The organism is Acinetobacter sp. P1332 (genome assembly GCF_044057475.1).
Taxonomy (GTDB): Bacteria; Pseudomonadota; Gammaproteobacteria; order Pseudomonadales; family Moraxellaceae; genus Acinetobacter; species Acinetobacter johnsonii.
In genome coordinates this window covers 1,887,286-1,906,388 of the sequence record NZ_CP171157.1, presented here as the reverse complement: position 1 = coordinate 1,906,388, position 19,103 = coordinate 1,887,286, and the positions used below count along the sequence as shown (strand labels likewise).

The window sequence follows — 19,103 nt, the reverse complement described above, 5'->3', positions numbered from 1 at the left end:
CTTAAATCCAAGCGTGGCGAGCAGGGAAAGTGTTGTTCAAATAGTAGTTACCCAGTGCATGCAGCTTCCAGCGGATCGGGTCGTGTAAGGTATGCACACGTGCATTGCGCCAATGTTGATCTAAATTATGTTGGCTTAGGCTCGAACGACTGCCGCCAAGCTCTAGGAGCTTTTCAGAAATTTGTAGTGCAGCATCATTGGCATAGACCTTTGCTTCAGCGACTAAAATAGAGGCTTTAGCTGCTTGTTCGGCACTGACAACGCTCAGTTGGTCGAGCTCATCTAAATATTCAGCAGCTTCATCGAGCAGTAGGATAGCGGCATCTAACAGGACTGCGGATTTGCCGACTTCTTGTAAGGTGTAATGTTCAAAACTGGCTTTCTCAACTTGCGCATCGACAATTGGTCGGGCTTTTTTAACTGCTGACAAAGTATCTTCAAATGCAGCTTCTGCAATACCGACATCAATCGCAACTTGCATTAACTGCGAGAAAGCACCACGGTAATTGACGTCTTCAACCAGTTTCCGCTCATCAAAGATAAGTAGTGGATCGACTTCAACCCGCTGTAATTTTACTGTACCGCTTGAAGTTGTACGCTGACCAAAACCATTCCAGTTATCGATAACTTCCACACCTAGTGCTGTGGCATCAACAATAGTCAGTACCACATATCCTTCAGGGTGAATGGCTTTAATGGCTAACCAATGGGCAAAGCTACTGCCTGTAGAGTAGAATTTTTCACCATCGACATAGTAACGACCATTCTCCATGCTTAATGTTGTACTCAGAGTTTTAGTGTCTTTGGTGTTTCGTTCGGGGCCGCCATTGGCAAGGCGTTTACCGTTTAATATTTCATTAAAAATAAACTGTTTTTGTTGTTCGCTGCCCAAGAGATCAATCATGTTGAGCAGCGCAATTTGGTTTTGTGGAATTTGACCGACACTTGAGTCGGCTTTATTAATAATGCGAAAAACCTGAGCTAAGGTTTTGTTGGAAACAAATGCGCCTCCAAAAGCTTGAGGAATACGAATACCGCCTAATCCTTTTTGGCTAAATAACTCGACCTCAGCAAAAGGAAGCTGACGGTTCTGATCACGTTGATCCCGACCTTCTAAGGCAAAGTCAGCGACATGATAGGCTGCATTAATCGCATCCTGATCATTTTGTATCACGTGAATATTTTTAGAGAGTGTATGAGACATAAAAGCACCTTTACTTAATGCCTATACGCTACTTGGGATTGCTTGAATGATTAAATGAAGGATTTTGAATTACTTAGCAGCTAAAAAGTTAAAAATAAAATATGCTAAGTTTAAACATTTAGATGATATTTTAAGTATTTGAAAAATAAGGAATAACTAATTTAACTGAGGGCTGAATGGGATGATCAAAGTCTTATTTATCAAGATTTGAGATATTGTAGAGAAAAAAATGTATAAATTTGATAAAGGCTGTTGAACATTTGCTAGGCAGTTTTGAGTAAAAAGTACATTGTAAATCCTAAATACAGTGACTAAAGTATCCAACTGAAATAGATGGCTTTTCTGAAAAGCCAAAATAGAAAAATAAATGTGGAGCATTTATGAGAACTTTATACCAGTTTCCTTTATCTCATTTTTGTGAGAAAGCTCGCTGGTTGCTCGATCATAAAGAGCTAGATTTTGTCGCACAAAATGTGGTGCCTGGGGTTCACCGGGCATTTGCACAGTTAAAGACCGGTCAAAATAAACTGCCTATTTTGCGTGATCAGGACAAATGGGTCGCTGATACTACCGAGATTGCACTATATCTTGATGAGCGTTATCCAGAACATCGACTGTTACGTAATGAAGCACAGCTTCGTAAAGAGGCTTTAGATGTTAATACGTTAGCCAATGATTTGGGATTGCATGTCCGTCGTTGGGGGTTGGCACATGCATTGTCCGATAACGATCAATCATTACAGATTATGTTGGGCGAAAAGGGGTATTTACGTAAATTTGAAAAATACACCAAACCTTTAATGAAAACATTGATGTCGAAAGGCTATGAGTTGAATGCAGAGAAAATAGAGCATTCCAAAGCTGAAATGCAGCGTTTAATTGAAGTATTGAATGAGAAGTTAATTGCTAATCATGGACGTTACTTTGTCGGGGATCGTTTAGGTTTGGCCGATATTGCTGTGTGTTCGATGTTGGCGCCTGTGCTGGAAATTAAAGGGACACCTTGGGAAAAAGACCATGAGGAAAGTCTATCTGAAGAATTTAGTACTTATAAAACCTATTTAACCAATTTACCCTTGGGGCAGTATGTTTTAAGAGTCTATCAAACCGAGCGCAATGCTCGAGTCGACTGGCGCGGCGTTTAAAATAAGCTTAAGCCAAACAAGGCAAAGGTGATGTGTGACACAGACAGCCTTTGCCTTTCTTGTATTTTCAATATCATGATTTATATAAGCTAAATAGAAATTTTCTCAGTTGATTTGCAACTTTGTAAAAGATCATGGCACTCTTTGTTTGAAAAAGCTGATATCTTTTTATCAATCTCAAAATATATGAAAAAAAATGCAAATAAGCTTTATCTTTCATTTGAAATGCTTAATATAAAATAAACACCTATAAACATAAGTTGTCATGAGAGTTAAATAATGGAATTAGATCGTTTTGATAAGCAAATTTTAGAAATTTTAAGTAATGAAGATATCAATCTAAACGAATTATCAGAGCGTATTAATCTATCGGTCAGTTCAGTACATCGTCGTATTAAGCACCTCATTGATAACGACATTATGACCAAAGTTAAGCGTGATATTAACTATCAAAAGCTCGGTTTTAGTCTACATGTTTTACTCCAAGTATCTTTGAGCAAGCACGATAACGACACTTTTTCCAAGTTTTTAGAAGAGCTAGAAAATATTCCTGAAGTGACCAATGCCTTTTTAGTGACAGGGCAGTCGGCAGACTTTATCGTTGAAGTTGTGGCAAGAGATATGGAAAACTATAGTGATATTTTACTCAAACGCATTGGTAAAATCGAACATGTGGTGGCACTGCACTCAAGCTTTGTGATTAAAGAATATAACGTTTTTAACTGTAGTGGTTTGTTGAGCAAAGTCTAAGTCACGCTGAACTTGTATGAGTCTAATGAGTATTAGGCTTCCTACTTTCAAAAGTTTGCATATTATCAGCGACAATAAGAGTACATCAGCTGTGTATGTTAGAGGTGCTACAGCAGGATGATGTTACTATTCAATTGGTCGTGAAAAACGCTCGGTGGCAAAGTTTTCTGATATTTCGTGATCGTTTGTTGGAAAATCAAAAATTAGTGACGGCGTATAACCAATTAAAACAAGACAGCCAATATTTAACGATGGATGAATATCGATCTAAAAAAGCAAAATTTATTGAAAGTGTATTCAATCAGCCATAAAAAATGCGCTCTCAAAGTTATGTTTGAGAACGCATTTTTATAAAGCAGTAGATTAGGCGTCTAATTCTGCCAATACCGCGTCAGAGAATTCAACGTTGGTATATACGTTTTGTACATCATCTAAATCTTCCAGCATATCAATCATTTTCATAATTTTTTTGGCTTGATCGATATCGGTGATTTCGGCTTTAGTTGAAGGGCTCATGACCACTTCAGCATTGTCCGATTTTAAACCTGCAGCAGTTAAAGCATCTTGTACGTCACCAAAAGATTCAGGTGTAGTAATGACTAAGATTTCATTTTCATCCACTTCGATATCTTCAGCACCTGCTTCAAGTGCCACGTCCATGATTTTATCTTCTAAAGATACATCTTCAAAAGTGATCTCACCACGCTTTGTGAACAAGAAAGCAACTGAACCGTTTGTGCCTAAGTTACCATCTGTTTTTGAGAAACAGTGACGGACATCCGGTACAGTACGGTTTAAGTTGTCAGTCATGGTTTCCACAATAACTGCAACACCACCAACACCATAACCTTCGTAGGTAATTTCTTTTAAATCATCGTTATCTTCACCACCGGCACCACGTTGGATTGCACGGTTGATGACGTCACGTGTCATATTTACAGAAAGCGCTTTTTCTACAACTGCACGAAGACGTGGGTTGCTTGCAGCATCACCACCGCCAAGCTTTGCAGCAGTTGTTAATTCACGAATAAATTTGGTAAAAAGTTTACCACGGCTAGCATCTTGTTTTGCTTTACGATGCTTAATATTGGCCCACTTGGAATGACCCGCCATGCGAAATATGCTCCTTGTAGATTGGCTTTGTGCCTATCAAATTGTGCAAATTCTACCATAAGCACTTTTTTATGCGAAAGTAGGTGTTTTTCTGAAAATCGCCTGAACAAACAAAAAAAGAATTAAAATTGTTTGAAATAAAGCCAGTTATTTAAAATTTACCCTATGAGGCAGTTCACTTTAAAAATTAACTGTTGGGAAACACTCACAGAGACCTAAAAGAATAGGGTTTTCACATTCTTTTAGGTTAATTAAACGACCTTATTGTGCAGCAGTCTTAGGTTCAGGAATCTCAATATCTAAACCAACATGCTCTTTATAAAGTGCTTTAATAAGCACTAAGTCATGATCTAGGTCTGTTGGGTAGATTTTTCCAAAAATACCGCCTTGCTTAGTTTTTGAGTTCGCGTACATCAGCACAATAGGGACATTTGCTGCTTTAGCAATATGCCAAAATCCAGTACGAATAGGTTTACGTACTTCACCTGTTTTGGCACGTGTCGCTTCAGGTGCAATGACTAAATTGAATTTTTCATTTTGGCTAAAGTGTTCAACCATTTGAGACACAATGTCTTTATTTGACTTACGATCGACTGCGATACCACCAATGGCTTCGAGTATGGGCTTCATTGGCCCTTTAAATAATTCTTTTTTAATCAGAGTATGGATTTTCATATCGTAGATTTGAAAAATCGCCAGTGACAAGACAGCATCCAACATAGAAGTATGTTCAAATCCAATAATGACTTGCTTATCTTCCAAAACGTTTGGTTCTACATGATATTTCCAGCCTGCGAGTTTAAACGCAGACTCACCAATGAATTTTTTTAACATGAGCATAAAAATACAAGTGTTTTTTAAAGAGGCTAATGTCTGCTTGTTTGCGATTTGAGTCAAGTCCTACTTGATTGCACTTACCACTTTTATGAGTCGTTTTGAATCCTCATCAGTTGAACAAGGAGAGGGTAAAAATAGAACACTAAGATGTTTTAAATCTAATCAAATAGAAAATAAATATGGTGAAAATGAAAATACCACTATTCATAAACGAAATGACAGATTAGACTTTGGTCTAAGACTAAAGTGTGCATTTTCACACTTTAACTTTGGTTTAACAAAGTTCAGGATTGTTAAAATGGCTTATCTTCCGACTTTTTTATGTGCAATCGTTCTCTTTGTTTTGGTGGTTATTTGGTCAATTGTTGAGTTTTTCATTGAGTCACGAAAAAAAGAAAAAGCCGGTATTTAGTTTTTATCCAATTTAATTAAATTTTATTATTCTAGTATTTATAAGTACTTTTGAGTCTTAGTATGTAACTCAAAGATCGTGAAAGACCTGATATGTCAGTTTGATGATCTAAATTTTCCCGATTGTTTGGATAGTGTACAACCATGTATGAAAAAGCTTGTCTTTTGAAAAAATCTTCGCTAGTATTCATTTCGCCTGAACTTGTTGATATATAACAAATTCAGTATATTAGGGCCTATAGCTCAGTTGGTTAGAGCAGCGGACTCATAATCCGTTGGTCGACAGTTCAAGTCTGTCTGGGCCCACCATATAAAACAACCACTTAGGTGTACTAATCCTAAGTGGTTTTTTTGTTTTTAGATTCTGGTAAGCAAATGGTAAGCAGCTTAAATCAACATTATTCTGTAAGCATTCGCTAAACCCCATAGCTTTTTTTAATTTGAGTTGGGTTTCCATCGGTGTTGAAGTAATACTTCAATCTGGGTCACTTTATGTATCGGCAACCTTTTCGGCACATCACTTAATTGGGCATGCGGATCCAGTCCATTCAGCTTTGCTGACTGAATCAGGTGTATGATATTAGCTGCTCGCTGACAACTGCTCATCGAGCCAGCAAATAACTAGTTATTACGTCCCAAGGCCCTGGAACACATCTGATTTTAGATCCCTTATGAAGCAATGCTTCTTATGTTGATTGGTAAGTTACCATCAACCAGATAGCGGCCAGAGTGCTTGCCAGTTTTTTAGGCTGTAGTTGATCCTCAGAGCGGTTAGGGAATCCGATAGCAGCGTCAGATGGTGTTAGTTGAGCCATTAATATAGTCTCGATTTGAGGTATTCATTAAAGCGTTCAACTTTACCTTTGGTCTGTACATAGTAGGGCTTACATATGCGGGGGGCTTTGTTGCACAAACATTCAAAAGCTAAACTTCTTCCAAGTTATCTAAATTTAAGTGGCAACTTGGGTGTGAGGTCGACCTAAATCTGTAAATTTATTTAATACGGCCACACGTGCATGAATCTCATTGACTTGGCTTTGAAAGTTTCTCGCACGGAGTTTATCGCCTAATAATTTGATGCAATGCATCTTGGTTTCTATCAGACTTCTGCGATGATAGCCTGACCAATTTTTCCATATTGTTCTTCCTAAACGTTTAACTGTTCGAAGTAATTCATTTCGCTCTAGCGAGCTGGTCTTTGTATCTTTCCAAGGTTTCGCATTTTTTCTTGGCGGAATCACCGCATGTGCTTGTCGGTCTGCAATTACTTGACGGCATTGCTTGGTGTCATAAGCCCCATCAGTATAGACAGAGTCAATCTGCTCATCTTGTGGAATCTGATCGAGTAAATCACCAAGCACTTGTGAATCACTCACATTATTTGTAGTGAGTTGAATAGCGCGTATTTGAAGGGTTTCAGCATCTATACCAATATGAAGTTTACGCCATTGGCGACGATATTCAGGTTGGTGTTTCTTACGCTTCCATTCACCTTCGCCTAGAAACTTTAAGCCAGTAGAATCGACGAGTAGCTGGAGACCATTACTGCTTTTTTGATAGTTAATTGCAATATCAATATGCTTTTGTCTTCTGCAGATGGTGGAATAGTCTGGTGCTGTCCAATCTAATCTACAAAGATGAATGAGACTTTGCACAAAGCCAGTGACCATGCGTAAAGAAAGACGAAATAAGGATTTGATCATTAAACAGCATTGGATGGCTGTATCTGAATAAGTTTGATTTCGACCATGTTTACCTTTGGGTTGAGCGTACCATTGAGTCTTGGGATCAAACCAAATTGAGAGATTTCCTCGATTTATTAATGCACTGTTATAAGAAGACCAATTGGTTGTACGATAGATTTTAGGTGTGGGCTTATTCATTTTAGAATTATATTGTGGAATAAGCCTTTAGAGATAGGTTTGTGCAACAAAGCCCTGTTAAGTTGATAATAATACAATTGTGGCAAACGACCACGACCATCTAAATAATGTCGCATCACATAAATTTTTTGATCAGCTTGGTCGAGTCCTAAAACTTCAATATTTTGTGGTCCACCTACAGTTGCAAAACTGTGGCTTGAAAAAAATAAGGTGCTGAAAACTAGCGGATGGATTATTTTCATCATCACAAGGCGCTTCACATTTTTATTGATTATGGTTCAGTTTAAGGGTTCAAAATGTAGAAAAATCAAATTTAGTGTAAAGATTTAAGCATTTTGAACACGTTCAATGACCATTTGAGCGACATTTTTCGTAAGTTGATCAAGTCGCTCGAGTGCACTGCCTAGCAGTAAATAATGGTAAGTACTTAAACTGTTTTGATAATGAATGGCAATATAAAAGGTGCCTTCTGGTTTTTCAGGCGTCGCACTTCCACCAGGTTTGAGCAACCCTGTACAGGAGACAATAATATCGGCATGACGAAATAGTCGATGCCCGTGAAGTGCCATAGCTTCAGTGACTTCAATCGACTCCGCTGTATATTGCTGAATAAGTGCAGCGTCAATCTTTAAAATTTCACATTTGATACTGGGGTCATAACTCACCAGTCCACCCAACAAAATGTCAGCTCCGCTATGTTTATAAATCGAAAATTGACTGGATAGATAACCTGAACTGGCACTTTCGATAAAAGCAATGGTCAATTTTTTTTGTTCTAGGAGGTTGCAGCATTGCTTGAGTACTTGCACCACTTTAGCCTCCCGATGTCCATTATTTTGATTTGTTTAACAGCTTAGTCATAAACACGGTACACACCAACAAAACGATTACATGCTTTACTTTCACTTTTTACAGAAAGAATGGCTTTTTGAAAGTTGAACTGGTAGTGACAGTTGTTTTCATTGTCCGTGATGTTTTGCTTTTGATCGGGTGTGGTATAGGCCAAAAATGAAATGGTTTGGGTTTCTATGCGGTTATTGGGACTACGATATGCAACACCTTCGATCTTAATTTTATCTTTAGACAGCTGATGCACTTGTAGGTGCACAGGTTGTTTGGCAATGGCCCCATGTTCAAACTTTAAATAGTGTTGCGTCAAACTTTGATTTAATGATGTGTAGAAGTTCAGATCATCAATTCGGAAGTCCATTTGCTGCTGATAGCATGCTAAGGATTTACATTGCTGTAGGCGGTTTAGCCATAGCTGATGGGTATCGACCAATAAACGCTGCGGCGCATCACTGATTAAAAAAGCAGTCATTGATTGTGTGTCTAATTTTTGTCGAATGTCTTTAAATTGATCGCTACAGATCTTTTTAAGGCTAGACGAGGTCGGATCATCACAGTTAATGACTTGAGCATAACTAAAGCTGGTACAAAGACAACTTAGACACACTAAAATACTAAATTTTTTCATAAGTTTTATGTCGGTTTTCAACAGCATGATCGCTTATACTTTCACTATGTTGCGCTGCTTGTAACTATAGCGAAAGAGAAAGCGTGAATACAAGATTTCAATCATTTATTTCTTAAAGGAAACTGAGCATGGTTGCACATATTCGAATTGGACAGGGACTAGATGTACATGCTTTTGAAGAGGGTGAATTTGTCACACTGGCAGGTATTCAAATTCCACATACACACGGCTTAAAAGCACATTCAGATGGTGATGTGGTTTTGCATGCTTTAACAGATGCATTATTGGGTGCGTTGGCTTTAGGCGATATTGGTCAGCACTTTCCCGATACCGATCCTCGCTTTAAAGGGGCAGACAGTCGAGTATTACTCAACCATGTCTATCAGCTTATTTTAGATCGTGGTTATCAGTTAAATAATGCTGACATTACTGTGGCATGTGAACGTCCGAAGTTGGCACCGCATAATTTAGCGATGCGCCAAAGCATTGCAGACGTTCTTGATGTTGAAATCACACAGATTAGCATCAAAGCAACGACCACGGAAAAACTGGGTTTTACGGGTCGTCAGGAAGGTATTTTATCTACAGCTACAGTGCTGATTTCTCATGCAAAATGATCAGGATTGATCATAGCCAGCTTCAATTCTTGTGTCGCTTTACGACCTTGAAGTTGTAAGGCAACAGCATGCGCCAAACCTGTCCATGTGTCATTCGGTTCCCAAATTTGATGCATGGCTTCATGTGCGGTTGGCATATCGATATTCATATAATATTGACGATATAAATACATCAAACTACTGACGCGATAATTTTCTGAGCAATGGACCCAAATGGTTTGTTCTTGAACCAAATGATCAATCATATCTAAGACCAATAAACATTGATCATCAGACGGTGTATCCCACGAAATAGGCACTTGTATATAGTTCAAACCGAGCTCTAAACAGATTTGATCTTCATTGGCTAAATAGTTATTGCTATTACTGAGCGCAAGATTGATGACCGTGTTTACGCCATACTCTTTAATTTGCTGTAATTGCTCAGCAGTCGGTTGTCCAGAAGTAAACAAATGCTCGTGGATAAATTGAAAGTTAAGTGTTTGGCTTAAGTGTGTTTCAATAGCGTTCATAATTATTTCTTAATCTTAGAATGAAAAACGCCATCCGAAGATGGCGTTTTAAAAACTTAACGGTTCGGTAAAACGTCTTTGAGTGCTTCGTGCATCTCTAGTAATACCTTTTCTGTGGTATCCCAGTCAATACAACCATCGGTTACTGACTTGCCGTATTCAAGATCGCATAGGTTTTCAGGAATTTCCTGACGACCACCTTTAAGGTGACTTTCAACCATAATGCCGATAATAGATTTATTTCCATCAATAATTTGTTCGGTAATATTTTTCAGAACAAGTGGTTGAAGGAACGGGTCTTTGTTCGAGTTTGCATGACTGGTGTCAATCATGATTTTGGTGCTGACTTTCGCTTTAGCCAATGCTGCTTCTGCTTCTGCTACAGAACCAGCATCGTAGTTTGGCTTACCGTTACCACCACGAAGTACCACGTGTGCATACGGGTTACCTGAAGTACGAATAACAGACACTTGGCCTTGGTTGTTTAGACCCAAGAAGTGGTGACCATGTTTCACCGACTGCATGGCATTGGTTGCAACAGTTAAGCCACCATCTGTACCATTTTTGAAACCTACGGGTGAAGAAAGACCAGAAGACATTTCACGGTGCGTTTGGCTTTCAGTCGTACGTGCACCAATCGCTGACCAAGAGATTAAGTCTTGGTAGTACTGTGGTGAGTTTGGATCGAGTGCTTCGGTCGCGCACGGCAAGCCTTTTTCATTTAACTCAACCAAAAGCTTACGACCAATGCGTAAACCTTTTTCAATGTTGAATGAGTCATTCATGTCAGGGTCATTGATTAGACCTTTCCAACCCACAGTGGTACGTGGTTTTTCAAAATAAACACGCATTACGATATAGATTGAGTCTTTAATTTTATCGCTTAAAACTTTTAAACGGTCTGCGTATTCGTGAGCAGCAACTGGGTCATGAATTGAACATGGGCCAATCACCACAAAAATGCGTTTGTCTTTACCATCTAAAATATTGCGAATCGTTTCACGACCGTGAAGTACAGTTTGATATGCAGACTCAGTGAGAGGCAATTCAGTTTTTAATTCCGCTGGGGTAACTAGCGGATGAATGCTTTGTAAATTCACGTCATCGATGTCGTTTTGGGTAATAGAGTTTGACTGTAGAGTATTCATTGCCGTCACTGGTTCGATCGTATTAAGTTGCTTTATAAGCTGAATATAACACGGTTTAGCTGATAAAAGGTTATAAAAAAGTCGAATGAATCTTTGAAAAAAAAGTGATGAATCTTAGGTTTATTTTAAATCAGAATGCCTACACTGAGGCATTCTTAACTGTTGAAATTTGAATGACTTGAACAGTTTCGGCTGGCTTCACTGGTTTGGCTTTGATCGGATTCAACATGAAGTTCACACCCAGCGCGAACAGGGTAATACCCAACACTTTACGGATGATTTTTTCAGGAAGACGTGAAGTAATCAGTGTTCCAATAATAATTGCTGGAATAGACCCTACCAATAACCACATAAGGAGGTGGAAGTCGACGTTGCCTGAAGTCATGTGACCCATACCTGCAACGAAAGTAAGTAACACCGCATGCACAACGTCAGAACCAATAATACGAATCATTGGTAGATTTGGGAACATAATGACCAAAGCCATGATTCCGAAAGCACCTGCACCAACTGATGACAGTGTCACGAAGACCCCAAGAACCACACCCATCATCACAATGTACTTACGTTTATTGCTGGTTTGAAGCTGAACTTTTTCTAAGTCTTCGGTCATGTCTGGGAGCTCATCTTTACGTAATTTGTTGAAAAATTTTTCAATTTGATTACGGAAGACAATTGATAAACCTGTAATGGTCAACATGAAGCCTAAAACCATAGTGAGCACGGCTTTGTAGTGGGTAGATTGGCTCAAATAGTTGTCGAGTACCCAGTGCGTTGCAAAGGAAGCTGGAATACTGCCAATTGCAAGCCAAAGCACAATTGGCCACACAATATTTAGTTTTTTTGCATGTACAAATGAACCACAGAATTTTGAAATTGCGGCATAGAGCAAGTCTGTACCAATGGCAATGTGAGGTTCAATTCTGAAAAGGCTAATGAGGATCGGTGTCATTAATGAACCACCACCTACACCAGTAATTCCCACACAAAAACCGACTAAAACACCTGCGAGAATAAATTCGAGTGGACCAAACATTGTTATATGCCAAAATATCAAAAAACGTGCATATCTTATGACGTTTTCATATAAGTCGTTGTCTTGATTGTTGATTTACTTATTCTAAAAAGAGATATAGGAGTTATTGTTTGAGCTGTATCCGTGCTTTTATTTTTAAGCCTACAATTGTCAGCAACCACCATAGATTGAAACCTATGAGTGTTCGTAAAATATAAAGAGGGGCTAGCTGATGCTTTTTCCATTGCTCAAAATCCGCTGCGGTCGAGCTATCTGTCATATCTAAGTGTTGCTGACGTGGATCAGCTAATGTGATCTGATGAATAAATGCCTCCTTTTTTGCATTTTTTAGGTTCCAAAAAATATGCTCAAAATAGTAAACCTCGACCTGCTTTGCCGTAAATTGGTGACGATGTGATGACTGGTCACATAGTGTTTGAACAGGTTCTCCCATCAATGCGCAGTTTGCGATCCATAAATGATGCTGTTGTTTAAATTTCAACGTGCTGATTCGTCCTTTACTGATTTCAACGGTGATTTCATCAAAGGTTTTACTCTGAATCTGAGTGGGGATCCAGCTGCTTGGGAAACAAATAAATACAAGCAAATTGAAAATGAGGGAAATAAAAAGTGTCCAGCCAAAATGATGCTTCGACCAACTGCAGAGCTGTTGAAAGGGTATGATGATTTCTTGTTGTGACCAATCTAAAGCTGAACGCAATGTTTGCCCCGTGAAAATATCTATAAAAGTGCTTATTATTTAGCGTGTTATAACTAAAAATCACGGTGCTTCAACTTAAATGATTTTGATTAGTCTCTAAAATTCTGTTGCAATTGTTCTGGCTCATATATTTACATACCTTTTTATTTGGCTCATGATCGAAATAAAAAAGTGTGTGAGTTGTAGAGTAAATACTTACTTAGATTGAGCTGTTTTTTTGGGTTTTAAGTCATTGATGCTTAAAATCAGTATAAAAAGTATCGGGGTTGCAAATACAAATAAACTGACACTCCCCACACCGCGACCCGTGAATTGAATCAATAAAATTAATGTCGCGGCCAGTACACCAAAAGCCAGATATCGGCAGATTTGATAATGTTCTGCACACTTGGCCCAACGTGACTTTTGAGTTTTAGGGCGCTGCTTATCGCTCACCAGAAATAATACATAGCACGCGAAAGTGATGAGAAGTCCTGCAATCAGGTAGATCATGAATTGGACTCCTGAACCGCAGTATTGGCATATTTTTTCTGAATTTTTTGTACAGCTTTTTGTTGAATGGGCTGGATTTTTTGATGTAAGAAAATAGTCAATATCGCAAGGATGAAGATCATAAGATCAACTCGCAAGAATAACCAATATTCATTCAAGTTATGCACATATTGGTGGCTGATTAAATAGTAAAGATTGAAAATAGGCAAAGATACAGCCAGTAAAATGAAGACTTTCAGTTGAGTTTTCCAAAGGTGTTGCTGTGGAGTGAGCAATGCAATGACTAAGCTGAGTAACCAAGTGCCGAAAAATGCGTAGATTTCGTAGTTGGGTTGACCTGCTTCTAACTGAAGTAAACGATTTGCACAAAGATAACTGAGCATTGCAATCGGCAAGCCAATGATGGCAGCCGTATTTAAGCGGTTAACCGCATAATGTCCAAAGTGGAAACTTTGTTTCTTATTTTGTAACTGACGTTTTAAGCTCCAGAGTAAAAGTCCAGACGCAATCATGGCACAGCCTAAAAGCCCTGAGAAGAATAACGCAAAGCGTAATAAGGGCTGCGCAAAGTGTGCCATGTGTAAACCATAGACTCCATTATTGAGCGTGGCAATTGCGCTATTGTTCCGAGTGTCACCGAGCAGGGCACCAGATTCGCCGTTAAAGCTGAGTTGGGCTTGGTTTCGCATGATGCTTCGGTCAGTTGACTCAACCAAGTTCACCTGAGCGATATTGGCGTTGGGATGTTTGACCGTAATATTGTCAATCTCTGTTTTCCCCCAACGCTGCTCAGATTGTTGTATGAAGTACTCAATCGGTCGCATCGTAGCAGGTGTCGGTTTAGCCTCAGAGCTGATGCTAATATTTCTAATTTCATCAAAATATTGGAACGGTTGCTCTGGATAAAGTTTCTTCATGCCATTGGGAAGAATGAGATAAAAGAAAATGGCTAAACCAGTGAATGTAATGGTCAGGAAAAAAGGCAAAGCAATAACAGAGGTGACATTGTGAAAGTCTAGATACGAGCGTTGACCCTTGAAGGCTCTTAGGGTAAAAAATTCGGTGAATATCTTTTTGTGTGTGATGATGCCTGAAATGAGGATGATCAACATTAAGAAGGCCGCAATAGTGACCAAAAGCCTACCGATAAAATAGGGCACACCATACAGCTGATAGTGAAAGCCATAGAAAAACTCACCGCCTTGAGTTGCAGATAAGGTGACTTCTTCACCCGTGTTCGCATCCAAAGTCTTATTTTCGTAGCCACCATCGGCCTTTTGCCAGTAGATTTTATTAACAGGTGAACTCGGACTAGCTACGCCGATATACCAACTTTGCGCATCTGCAGCATTTTTTTGTAAGTATTGATATGCCGAATTCATCGCAGTGTCTTGTTTGACCTGCATGGTGGCAAATTGAGGTTGCATCCATAAATTTATTTCATGACGGTAATAGGTCGCAGCACCTGTTAAAAAAATGGCAAATAATAACCATCCCAGTGTTAGTCCAAGCCAAGAGTGTAGCCATGCCATTGATTGGCGAACAGATTTTTGCATGGTTTAACCTACGAACTTCAGCAATACAAAAAAGCAAAGGGAAAGCGAAATGGTTGAAGCGCTTAACTTTTTCAGGGATTGAGCACAAAAGCTTACAATGACAAAAGTGGTAAAGAAAATAAGAGATAGAAAAGCCGCCAAATAAATGGATTCTGCTTTAGCGAAGTGAAGGTGAAAACTAAGGGTAAGCAGTTCTGATAACATGGATGTACATAAATAGCCTAAGCCAAATGCGATCAAAAACCGAAACATAACGGTTATAGGGTAATTAAGCTGACTTAGGGGCATAAAGATCACATGAATGAAGTCATAAAGGGGCTTAACGTTGTACTCATTAAGCATCGAACCTAAATTTAATATTTAAGCAAAGCTATCTCTATCACGAGTTAAGCAGTCTACATACTAAAATAGTGAGATTGAGCAGTGTAACTTGAGGAACAAAGCATAGATAGAATTAACGATAATGATTCTCAGTAATTCTATGTTCTAATAGGTATCCTGTGCAATATTTAAATGATCGAAAATTTAAATTAACTCGCCTTTTTTCGTACTTTTTATATGAGTCAAATAGGTCACTCATTTTATATCTGCAGCATAAATAGAAAGACTCGACCAATACCCATCCCAAAAGACGCTATGTTATGATGCATGGGTTGAAAAATAAGGAATAATGCTTTGCAAAATCGGAAACTTAAAATTGGAATCGTAGTGGGTGAAGTATCGGGTGATACTTTAGGTGCTAAACTTATTCGCAGTTTTCGTGAGCAAGGAATTGATGCAGAATTTGAGGGTATTGGTGGCCCGCAAATGATTGCAGAGGGTTTCAAGAGCTTTTATCCGATGGATATCTTGTCGGTCATGGGGCTGGTTGAGGTTCTTAAAGACATTAAAAAGCTTTTTGCTGTACGTGATGGGCTGGTAGAGAAATGGACAGCCCATCCTGTCGATGTGTTTATTGGGATTGATGCGCCAGACTTTAATCTGCGCCTTTCAAAAAGTTTAAAACAAAAACAACTGCCCATAAAAACCGTGCAGTATGTTAGTCCTTCCGTTTGGGCATGGCGTCAGGGACGGGTTCATGGCATCAAAGCCTCAATTGATTTGGTATTGTGTTTATTTCCGTTTGAAAAAGCATTTTATAAAAAATGGGATGTTCCTGCTGCGTTTGTAGGACACCCCTTGGCGAGCCAATTGCCTTTGGAAAACCCAATTTTACAAGCCAAAGAAGAACTGGGTTTAGATCTGACCCAAAGGCATATTGCCTTATTGCCGGGAAGTCGACGTGGTGAAATTGAAAAGCTCGGTCCACTGGTTTTAGATGCTGCAAAATTGCTCTACGCCAAATATCCAAACTATCGCTTTGTGATACCAGCAATCAATGATGCACGTAAGCAACAAATCGAAGCTTTGCTTACTCAGTATCCAAAAGCATTGGTCGATCAAATAGACTTGCTTGAAAACTCAGGCACCGAGTCGAAGATTGGGCGTCAAGTTATGAACGCCGCTAATATTGTAGCTTTGGCTTCAGGTACAGCAACTTTGGAAGCTATGCTGTTACACCGACCAATGGTAACCTTCTATAAGTTGAACTGGCTCACTTATCATGTGGTGAAATTCTTGATCAAGATTCAATATTATTCATTGCCGAATATTATTGCGGGCAAGAAAGTGATACAAGAATTAATTCAAAAAGATGCAACACCTGAGAAATTGGCGGCTGAAATTGAAAAATTAATGAATATAGAAACAGCACAGATTCAGGCTATGCAGCACATTACCATGCATAAACAGTTACTTGCAGGTAATAGTGAAAATCCTGTTGAGGCGATTTTAAATATTTTAGATTAATTCTCTTTAAGACATCGTGATAGTGCAGTGAGAAACAACCCAAACGTATTTGGGTTGTTTCTTTTTATTTTAAGGTTTTAATCCAACGGCTTTAGCACGAGCAGCGTGTAACTTTTTATAACTGTCGATTAAACGTAAGTGACGGTCCAAACCTTCAAGTTTCATACTGGTTTCTGTTAAACCATAGAAACGAATACGACCTTCAACTGTGCCTATTACCGCATCCATACGTTCATCACCGAACATACGGCGGAAGTTTGCTTCATACTCTTCCAGTTCCATGTCGTCATCTAACATTACTTCGAGTACGACATTCATGCATTGGTAGAACAGACCACGTTCAACGGTATTGGTGTTGTATTGTAAGAATGCTTCAACCAAATCTTTCGCTTCTTCAAACTGCTCTAATGCAAGATAGATGAGTAGTTTGAGTTCAAGCAAAGTCAATTGACCCCATTCGGTATTGTCATCAAACTCAACCCCGATCAAAGTCTTGATTTCAGTATAGTCGTCTAGCTCACATTCTTCTAAACGTTCAACCAGCGCTTCAAGCTGTTCGTCGCCTAAACGATGTAAGTTGAGGATGTCTTCACGGTAAAGTAGCGCTTTGTTGGTGTTATCCCAAACCAAGTCTTCAACCAAGTAAATTTCTGAGTAACCCGGTACCAAGATACGACACGCCGTTGCGCCTAAATGTTGGTAAATGGCCATATAGACTTCTTTGCCCATATTTTCCAAAATACCGAACAGTGCATCAGCTTCATCAGCATTTGAGTTTTGGCCTTGATTGGTAAAGTCCCACTCGACAAAGTCATAGTCTGATTTGGCACTAAAGAAGCGCCATGACACCACACCACTTGAGTCAATGAAGTGCTCAACAAAGTTATTGGGTTCAGTGACCGCATTTGAGCTAAATGTTGGGCGAGGTAAGTCGTTCAGACCTTCAAAGCTACGGCCTTGAAGTAGCTCAGTTAAGCTGCGCTCAAGCGCAACTTCAAAGCTTGGGTGTGCGCCGAAAGAGGCGAATACACCACCTGTACGCGGGTTCATTAACGTCACACACATTACAGGGTATTGACCACCTAGAGAGGCATCTTTCACCAATACAGGGAAACCTTGCTCTTCTAAACCTTGGATGCCCGCTAAAATGCTAGGATATTTCGCTAAAACCTCTTGTGGTACATCTGGCAGGGTCAGTTCACCTTCCAAAATTTCACGTTTTACGGCACGCTCAAAAATTTCAGATAAACACTGTACTTGTGCTTCAGCTGAGGTGTTTCCTGCACTCATGCCGTTACTAAGGTACAAGTTTTCAATCAAGTTTGATGGGAAGTAAACCACTTCCGCATCAGACTGGCGAACAAAAGGTAAAGAGCAAATACCACGCTCAGCTTTCCCTGAGTTTGTGTCGTATAAATGCGTACCTAACAGTTCTTCTTCAGGGTCATAAATTTCAAGGGTGTACTCATCCAGTACACCTTCAGGCATTTCACCATTTGGACCTGGCATGAACCATTTTTCATCTGGATAATGCACAAATTCGGCATTGGCAATGTCTTCACCCCAGAACTGGTCGTTATAGAAGAAGTTACAGTTCAGACGTTCAATGAACTCACCCAGCGCAGAAGCTAATGCACTTTCTTTGCTTGAGCCTTTACCGTTGGTAAAACACATTGGCGACTGAGCATCACGAATATGTAAAGACCACACATTTGGCACAATATTACGCCAAGAAGCGATTTCAATTTTCATGCCCAGACCAGCCAAAATACCTGACATATTGGCAATGGTTTCTTCTAAAGGCAGGTCTTTACCTGCAATGATGGTGCTGCTTTCAGAAGCAAGGCTTGGAATAAGCAGGGCTTGTGCATCGGCATCAATGCTTTCTACTTCTTCAATAATAAACTCAGGGCCTGTTTGGATTACTTTCTTAACCGTACAACGGTCGATAGAGCGTAAAATGCCTTGGCGATCTTTTTCTGAAATGTCCGCTGGGAGCTCAACTTGAATTTTGAAGATTTGTTTATAGCGGTTTTCAGGGTCAACAATGTTGTTTTGTGACAAACGAATGTTGTCAGTTGGAATGTCACGTGCCAAACAATACACTTTGACAAAGTAAGCCGCGCAAAGCGCAGAAGATGCTAAAAAATAGTCAAATGGACCGGGTGCAGAGCCATCACCTTTGTAGCGAATCGGTTGATCGGCAATGACTGTAAAATCATCGAACTTCGCTTCTTGGCGAAGATTATCGAGATAATTAACCTTGATTTCCATGCTGGCACCTAAATTTTCTTATATGTCAGCATGGACATATAAGAGATAAAATATTGAAAAATAAGCCGAATCACGGATGAAAACTGGACTTAAAAAAGTG

At 39.3% G+C, this 19,103-nt stretch carries 19 protein-coding genes, 1 tRNA gene and 2 pseudogenes; 7 read left to right on the top strand and 15 right to left on the bottom strand.

Annotated features, from left to right (window positions below; all coding sequences use genetic code 11):
* Nucleotide 1: 1 nt before the first annotated feature.
* Nucleotides 2-1,204: an SfnB family sulfur acquisition oxidoreductase gene (locus ACFN7Z_RS09285; RefSeq protein WP_010326588.1), complete on the bottom strand. Its 1,203-nt coding sequence runs from the start codon at nucleotides 1,202-1,204 to the stop codon at nucleotides 2-4.
* A gap of 380 nt (nucleotides 1,205-1,584) precedes the next feature.
* On the opposite strand from ACFN7Z_RS09285, the gene ACFN7Z_RS09280 reads away from it, so the two are divergent.
* The 3 genes from ACFN7Z_RS09280 (at nucleotide 1,585) to ACFN7Z_RS09270 (ending at nucleotide 3,410) form a co-directional block, all read left to right on the top strand.
* Nucleotides 1,585-2,349, top strand: a complete 765-nt coding sequence (locus ACFN7Z_RS09280) for a glutathione S-transferase family protein (RefSeq protein ID WP_010326589.1) — start codon at nucleotides 1,585-1,587, stop codon at nucleotides 2,347-2,349.
* A gap of 279 nt (nucleotides 2,350-2,628) precedes the next feature.
* Nucleotides 2,629-3,099 carry an Lrp/AsnC family transcriptional regulator gene (locus tag ACFN7Z_RS09275; protein WP_395441648.1) on the top strand — a complete coding sequence of 157 codons (471 nt, stop codon included), beginning with the start codon at nucleotides 2,629-2,631 and terminating at the stop codon, nucleotides 3,097-3,099.
* A gap of 95 nt (nucleotides 3,100-3,194) precedes the next feature.
* The gene (locus tag ACFN7Z_RS09270) at nucleotides 3,195-3,410 is read left to right on the top strand and encodes a GrpB family protein (protein ID WP_010326590.1); all 216 of its coding nucleotides are present in this window, start codon (nucleotides 3,195-3,197) and stop codon (nucleotides 3,408-3,410) included.
* Nucleotides 3,411-3,462: 52 nt separating this feature from the next.
* Here ACFN7Z_RS09270 and ACFN7Z_RS09265 read toward each other — a convergent pair whose 3' ends face one another.
* Both ACFN7Z_RS09265 and ACFN7Z_RS09260 read right to left on the bottom strand, forming a co-directional pair.
* Nucleotides 3,463-4,212: a YebC/PmpR family DNA-binding transcriptional regulator gene (locus ACFN7Z_RS09265; protein WP_010326591.1), complete on the bottom strand. Its 750-nt coding sequence runs from the start codon at nucleotides 4,210-4,212 to the stop codon at nucleotides 3,463-3,465.
* 261 nt (nucleotides 4,213-4,473) lie between these two features.
* Nucleotides 4,474-5,046, bottom strand: coding sequence for a 1-acyl-sn-glycerol-3-phosphate acyltransferase (locus ACFN7Z_RS09260; protein WP_029575008.1), 573 nt, complete (start codon nucleotides 5,044-5,046; stop codon nucleotides 4,474-4,476).
* 91 nt (nucleotides 5,047-5,137) lie between these two features.
* Between ACFN7Z_RS09260 and ACFN7Z_RS09255 the strand changes: the two genes are divergently transcribed.
* Nucleotides 5,138-5,461, top strand: coding sequence for a hypothetical protein (locus tag ACFN7Z_RS09255; RefSeq protein WP_035330454.1), 324 nt, complete (start codon nucleotides 5,138-5,140; stop codon nucleotides 5,459-5,461).
* A 231-nt stretch (nucleotides 5,462-5,692) separates the two neighbouring features.
* A tRNA-Ile gene (locus tag ACFN7Z_RS09250) sits at nucleotides 5,693-5,769 on the top strand.
* Between the two features lie 126 nt (nucleotides 5,770-5,895).
* Here ACFN7Z_RS09250 and ACFN7Z_RS09245 read toward each other — a convergent pair.
* The 5 genes and pseudogenes from ACFN7Z_RS09245 to ACFN7Z_RS09225 all read right to left on the bottom strand — a co-directional run.
* A pseudogene (locus tag ACFN7Z_RS09245) lies at nucleotides 5,896-6,262 on the bottom strand (transposase domain-containing protein); the annotation flags it as partial.
* Between the two features lie 148 nt (nucleotides 6,263-6,410).
* The gene (locus ACFN7Z_RS09240; protein ID WP_004637176.1) at nucleotides 6,411-7,343 is read right to left on the bottom strand and encodes an IS5-like element ISAha1 family transposase; all 933 of its coding nucleotides are present in this window, start codon (nucleotides 7,341-7,343) and stop codon (nucleotides 6,411-6,413) included.
* Nucleotides 7,344-7,354: 11 nt separating this feature from the next.
* A pseudogene (locus tag ACFN7Z_RS09235) lies at nucleotides 7,355-7,585 on the bottom strand (aminotransferase); the annotation flags it as partial.
* A gap of 84 nt (nucleotides 7,586-7,669) precedes the next feature.
* Nucleotides 7,670-8,152: a CinA family protein gene (locus ACFN7Z_RS09230; RefSeq protein ID WP_010326594.1), complete on the bottom strand. Its 483-nt coding sequence runs from the start codon at nucleotides 8,150-8,152 to the stop codon at nucleotides 7,670-7,672.
* Between the two features lie 44 nt (nucleotides 8,153-8,196).
* The gene (locus tag ACFN7Z_RS09225) at nucleotides 8,197-8,847 is read right to left on the bottom strand and encodes a hypothetical protein (RefSeq protein WP_029575009.1); all 651 of its coding nucleotides are present in this window, start codon (nucleotides 8,845-8,847) and stop codon (nucleotides 8,197-8,199) included.
* Nucleotides 8,848-8,948: 101 nt separating this feature from the next.
* On the opposite strand from ACFN7Z_RS09225, the gene ispF reads away from it, so the two are divergent.
* Nucleotides 8,949-9,437 carry a 2-C-methyl-D-erythritol 2,4-cyclodiphosphate synthase gene (gene ispF, locus ACFN7Z_RS09220; protein WP_010326596.1) on the top strand — a complete coding sequence of 163 codons (489 nt, stop codon included), beginning with the start codon at nucleotides 8,949-8,951 and terminating at the stop codon, nucleotides 9,435-9,437.
* On the opposite strand, the gene ACFN7Z_RS09215 is transcribed toward ispF, so the two are convergent.
* The 6 genes from ACFN7Z_RS09215 to ACFN7Z_RS09190 all read right to left on the bottom strand — a co-directional run bounded on the left by ACFN7Z_RS09215 (nucleotide 9,425) and on the right by ACFN7Z_RS09190 (nucleotide 14,881).
* Nucleotides 9,425-9,949, bottom strand: coding sequence for a protein tyrosine phosphatase family protein (locus tag ACFN7Z_RS09215; RefSeq protein ID WP_010326597.1), 525 nt, complete (start codon nucleotides 9,947-9,949; stop codon nucleotides 9,425-9,427). The genes ispF and ACFN7Z_RS09215 overlap by 13 nt on opposite strands.
* Before the next feature lie 56 nt (nucleotides 9,950-10,005).
* Nucleotides 10,006-11,097 carry a 3-deoxy-7-phosphoheptulonate synthase gene (locus ACFN7Z_RS09210; RefSeq protein WP_010326598.1) on the bottom strand — a complete coding sequence of 364 codons (1,092 nt, stop codon included), beginning with the start codon at nucleotides 11,095-11,097 and terminating at the stop codon, nucleotides 10,006-10,008.
* 139 nt (nucleotides 11,098-11,236) lie between these two features.
* A complete protein-coding gene (locus ACFN7Z_RS09205; protein ID WP_130235409.1) occupies nucleotides 11,237-12,133 on the bottom strand; it encodes a sulfite exporter TauE/SafE family protein in 897 nt (298 codons plus the stop codon).
* Between the two features lie 103 nt (nucleotides 12,134-12,236).
* Nucleotides 12,237-12,833, bottom strand: coding sequence for a hypothetical protein (locus tag ACFN7Z_RS09200; RefSeq protein ID WP_029575011.1), 597 nt, complete (start codon nucleotides 12,831-12,833; stop codon nucleotides 12,237-12,239).
* A gap of 195 nt (nucleotides 12,834-13,028) precedes the next feature.
* A complete protein-coding gene (locus ACFN7Z_RS09195) occupies nucleotides 13,029-13,325 on the bottom strand; it encodes a hypothetical protein (protein WP_010326602.1) in 297 nt (98 codons plus the stop codon).
* Nucleotides 13,322-14,881, bottom strand: coding sequence for a PepSY domain-containing protein (locus ACFN7Z_RS09190; protein ID WP_010326603.1), 1,560 nt, complete (start codon nucleotides 14,879-14,881; stop codon nucleotides 13,322-13,324). Before ACFN7Z_RS09190 ends, ACFN7Z_RS09195 begins: the two co-directional genes overlap by 4 nt.
* 675 nt (nucleotides 14,882-15,556) lie before the next feature.
* On the opposite strand from ACFN7Z_RS09190, the gene lpxB reads away from it, so the two are divergent.
* Nucleotides 15,557-16,729 carry a lipid-A-disaccharide synthase gene (gene lpxB, locus ACFN7Z_RS09185; protein ID WP_010326605.1) on the top strand — a complete coding sequence of 391 codons (1,173 nt, stop codon included), beginning with the start codon at nucleotides 15,557-15,559 and terminating at the stop codon, nucleotides 16,727-16,729.
* Between the two features lie 69 nt (nucleotides 16,730-16,798).
* Here lpxB and ACFN7Z_RS09180 read toward each other — a convergent pair whose 3' ends face one another.
* Nucleotides 16,799-19,003 (bottom strand): OsmC domain/YcaO domain-containing protein, encoded by a 2,205-nt coding sequence (locus ACFN7Z_RS09180; RefSeq protein ID WP_010326606.1) that lies wholly within the window; start codon nucleotides 19,001-19,003, stop codon nucleotides 16,799-16,801.
* Nucleotides 19,004-19,103: the final 100 nt, after the last annotated feature.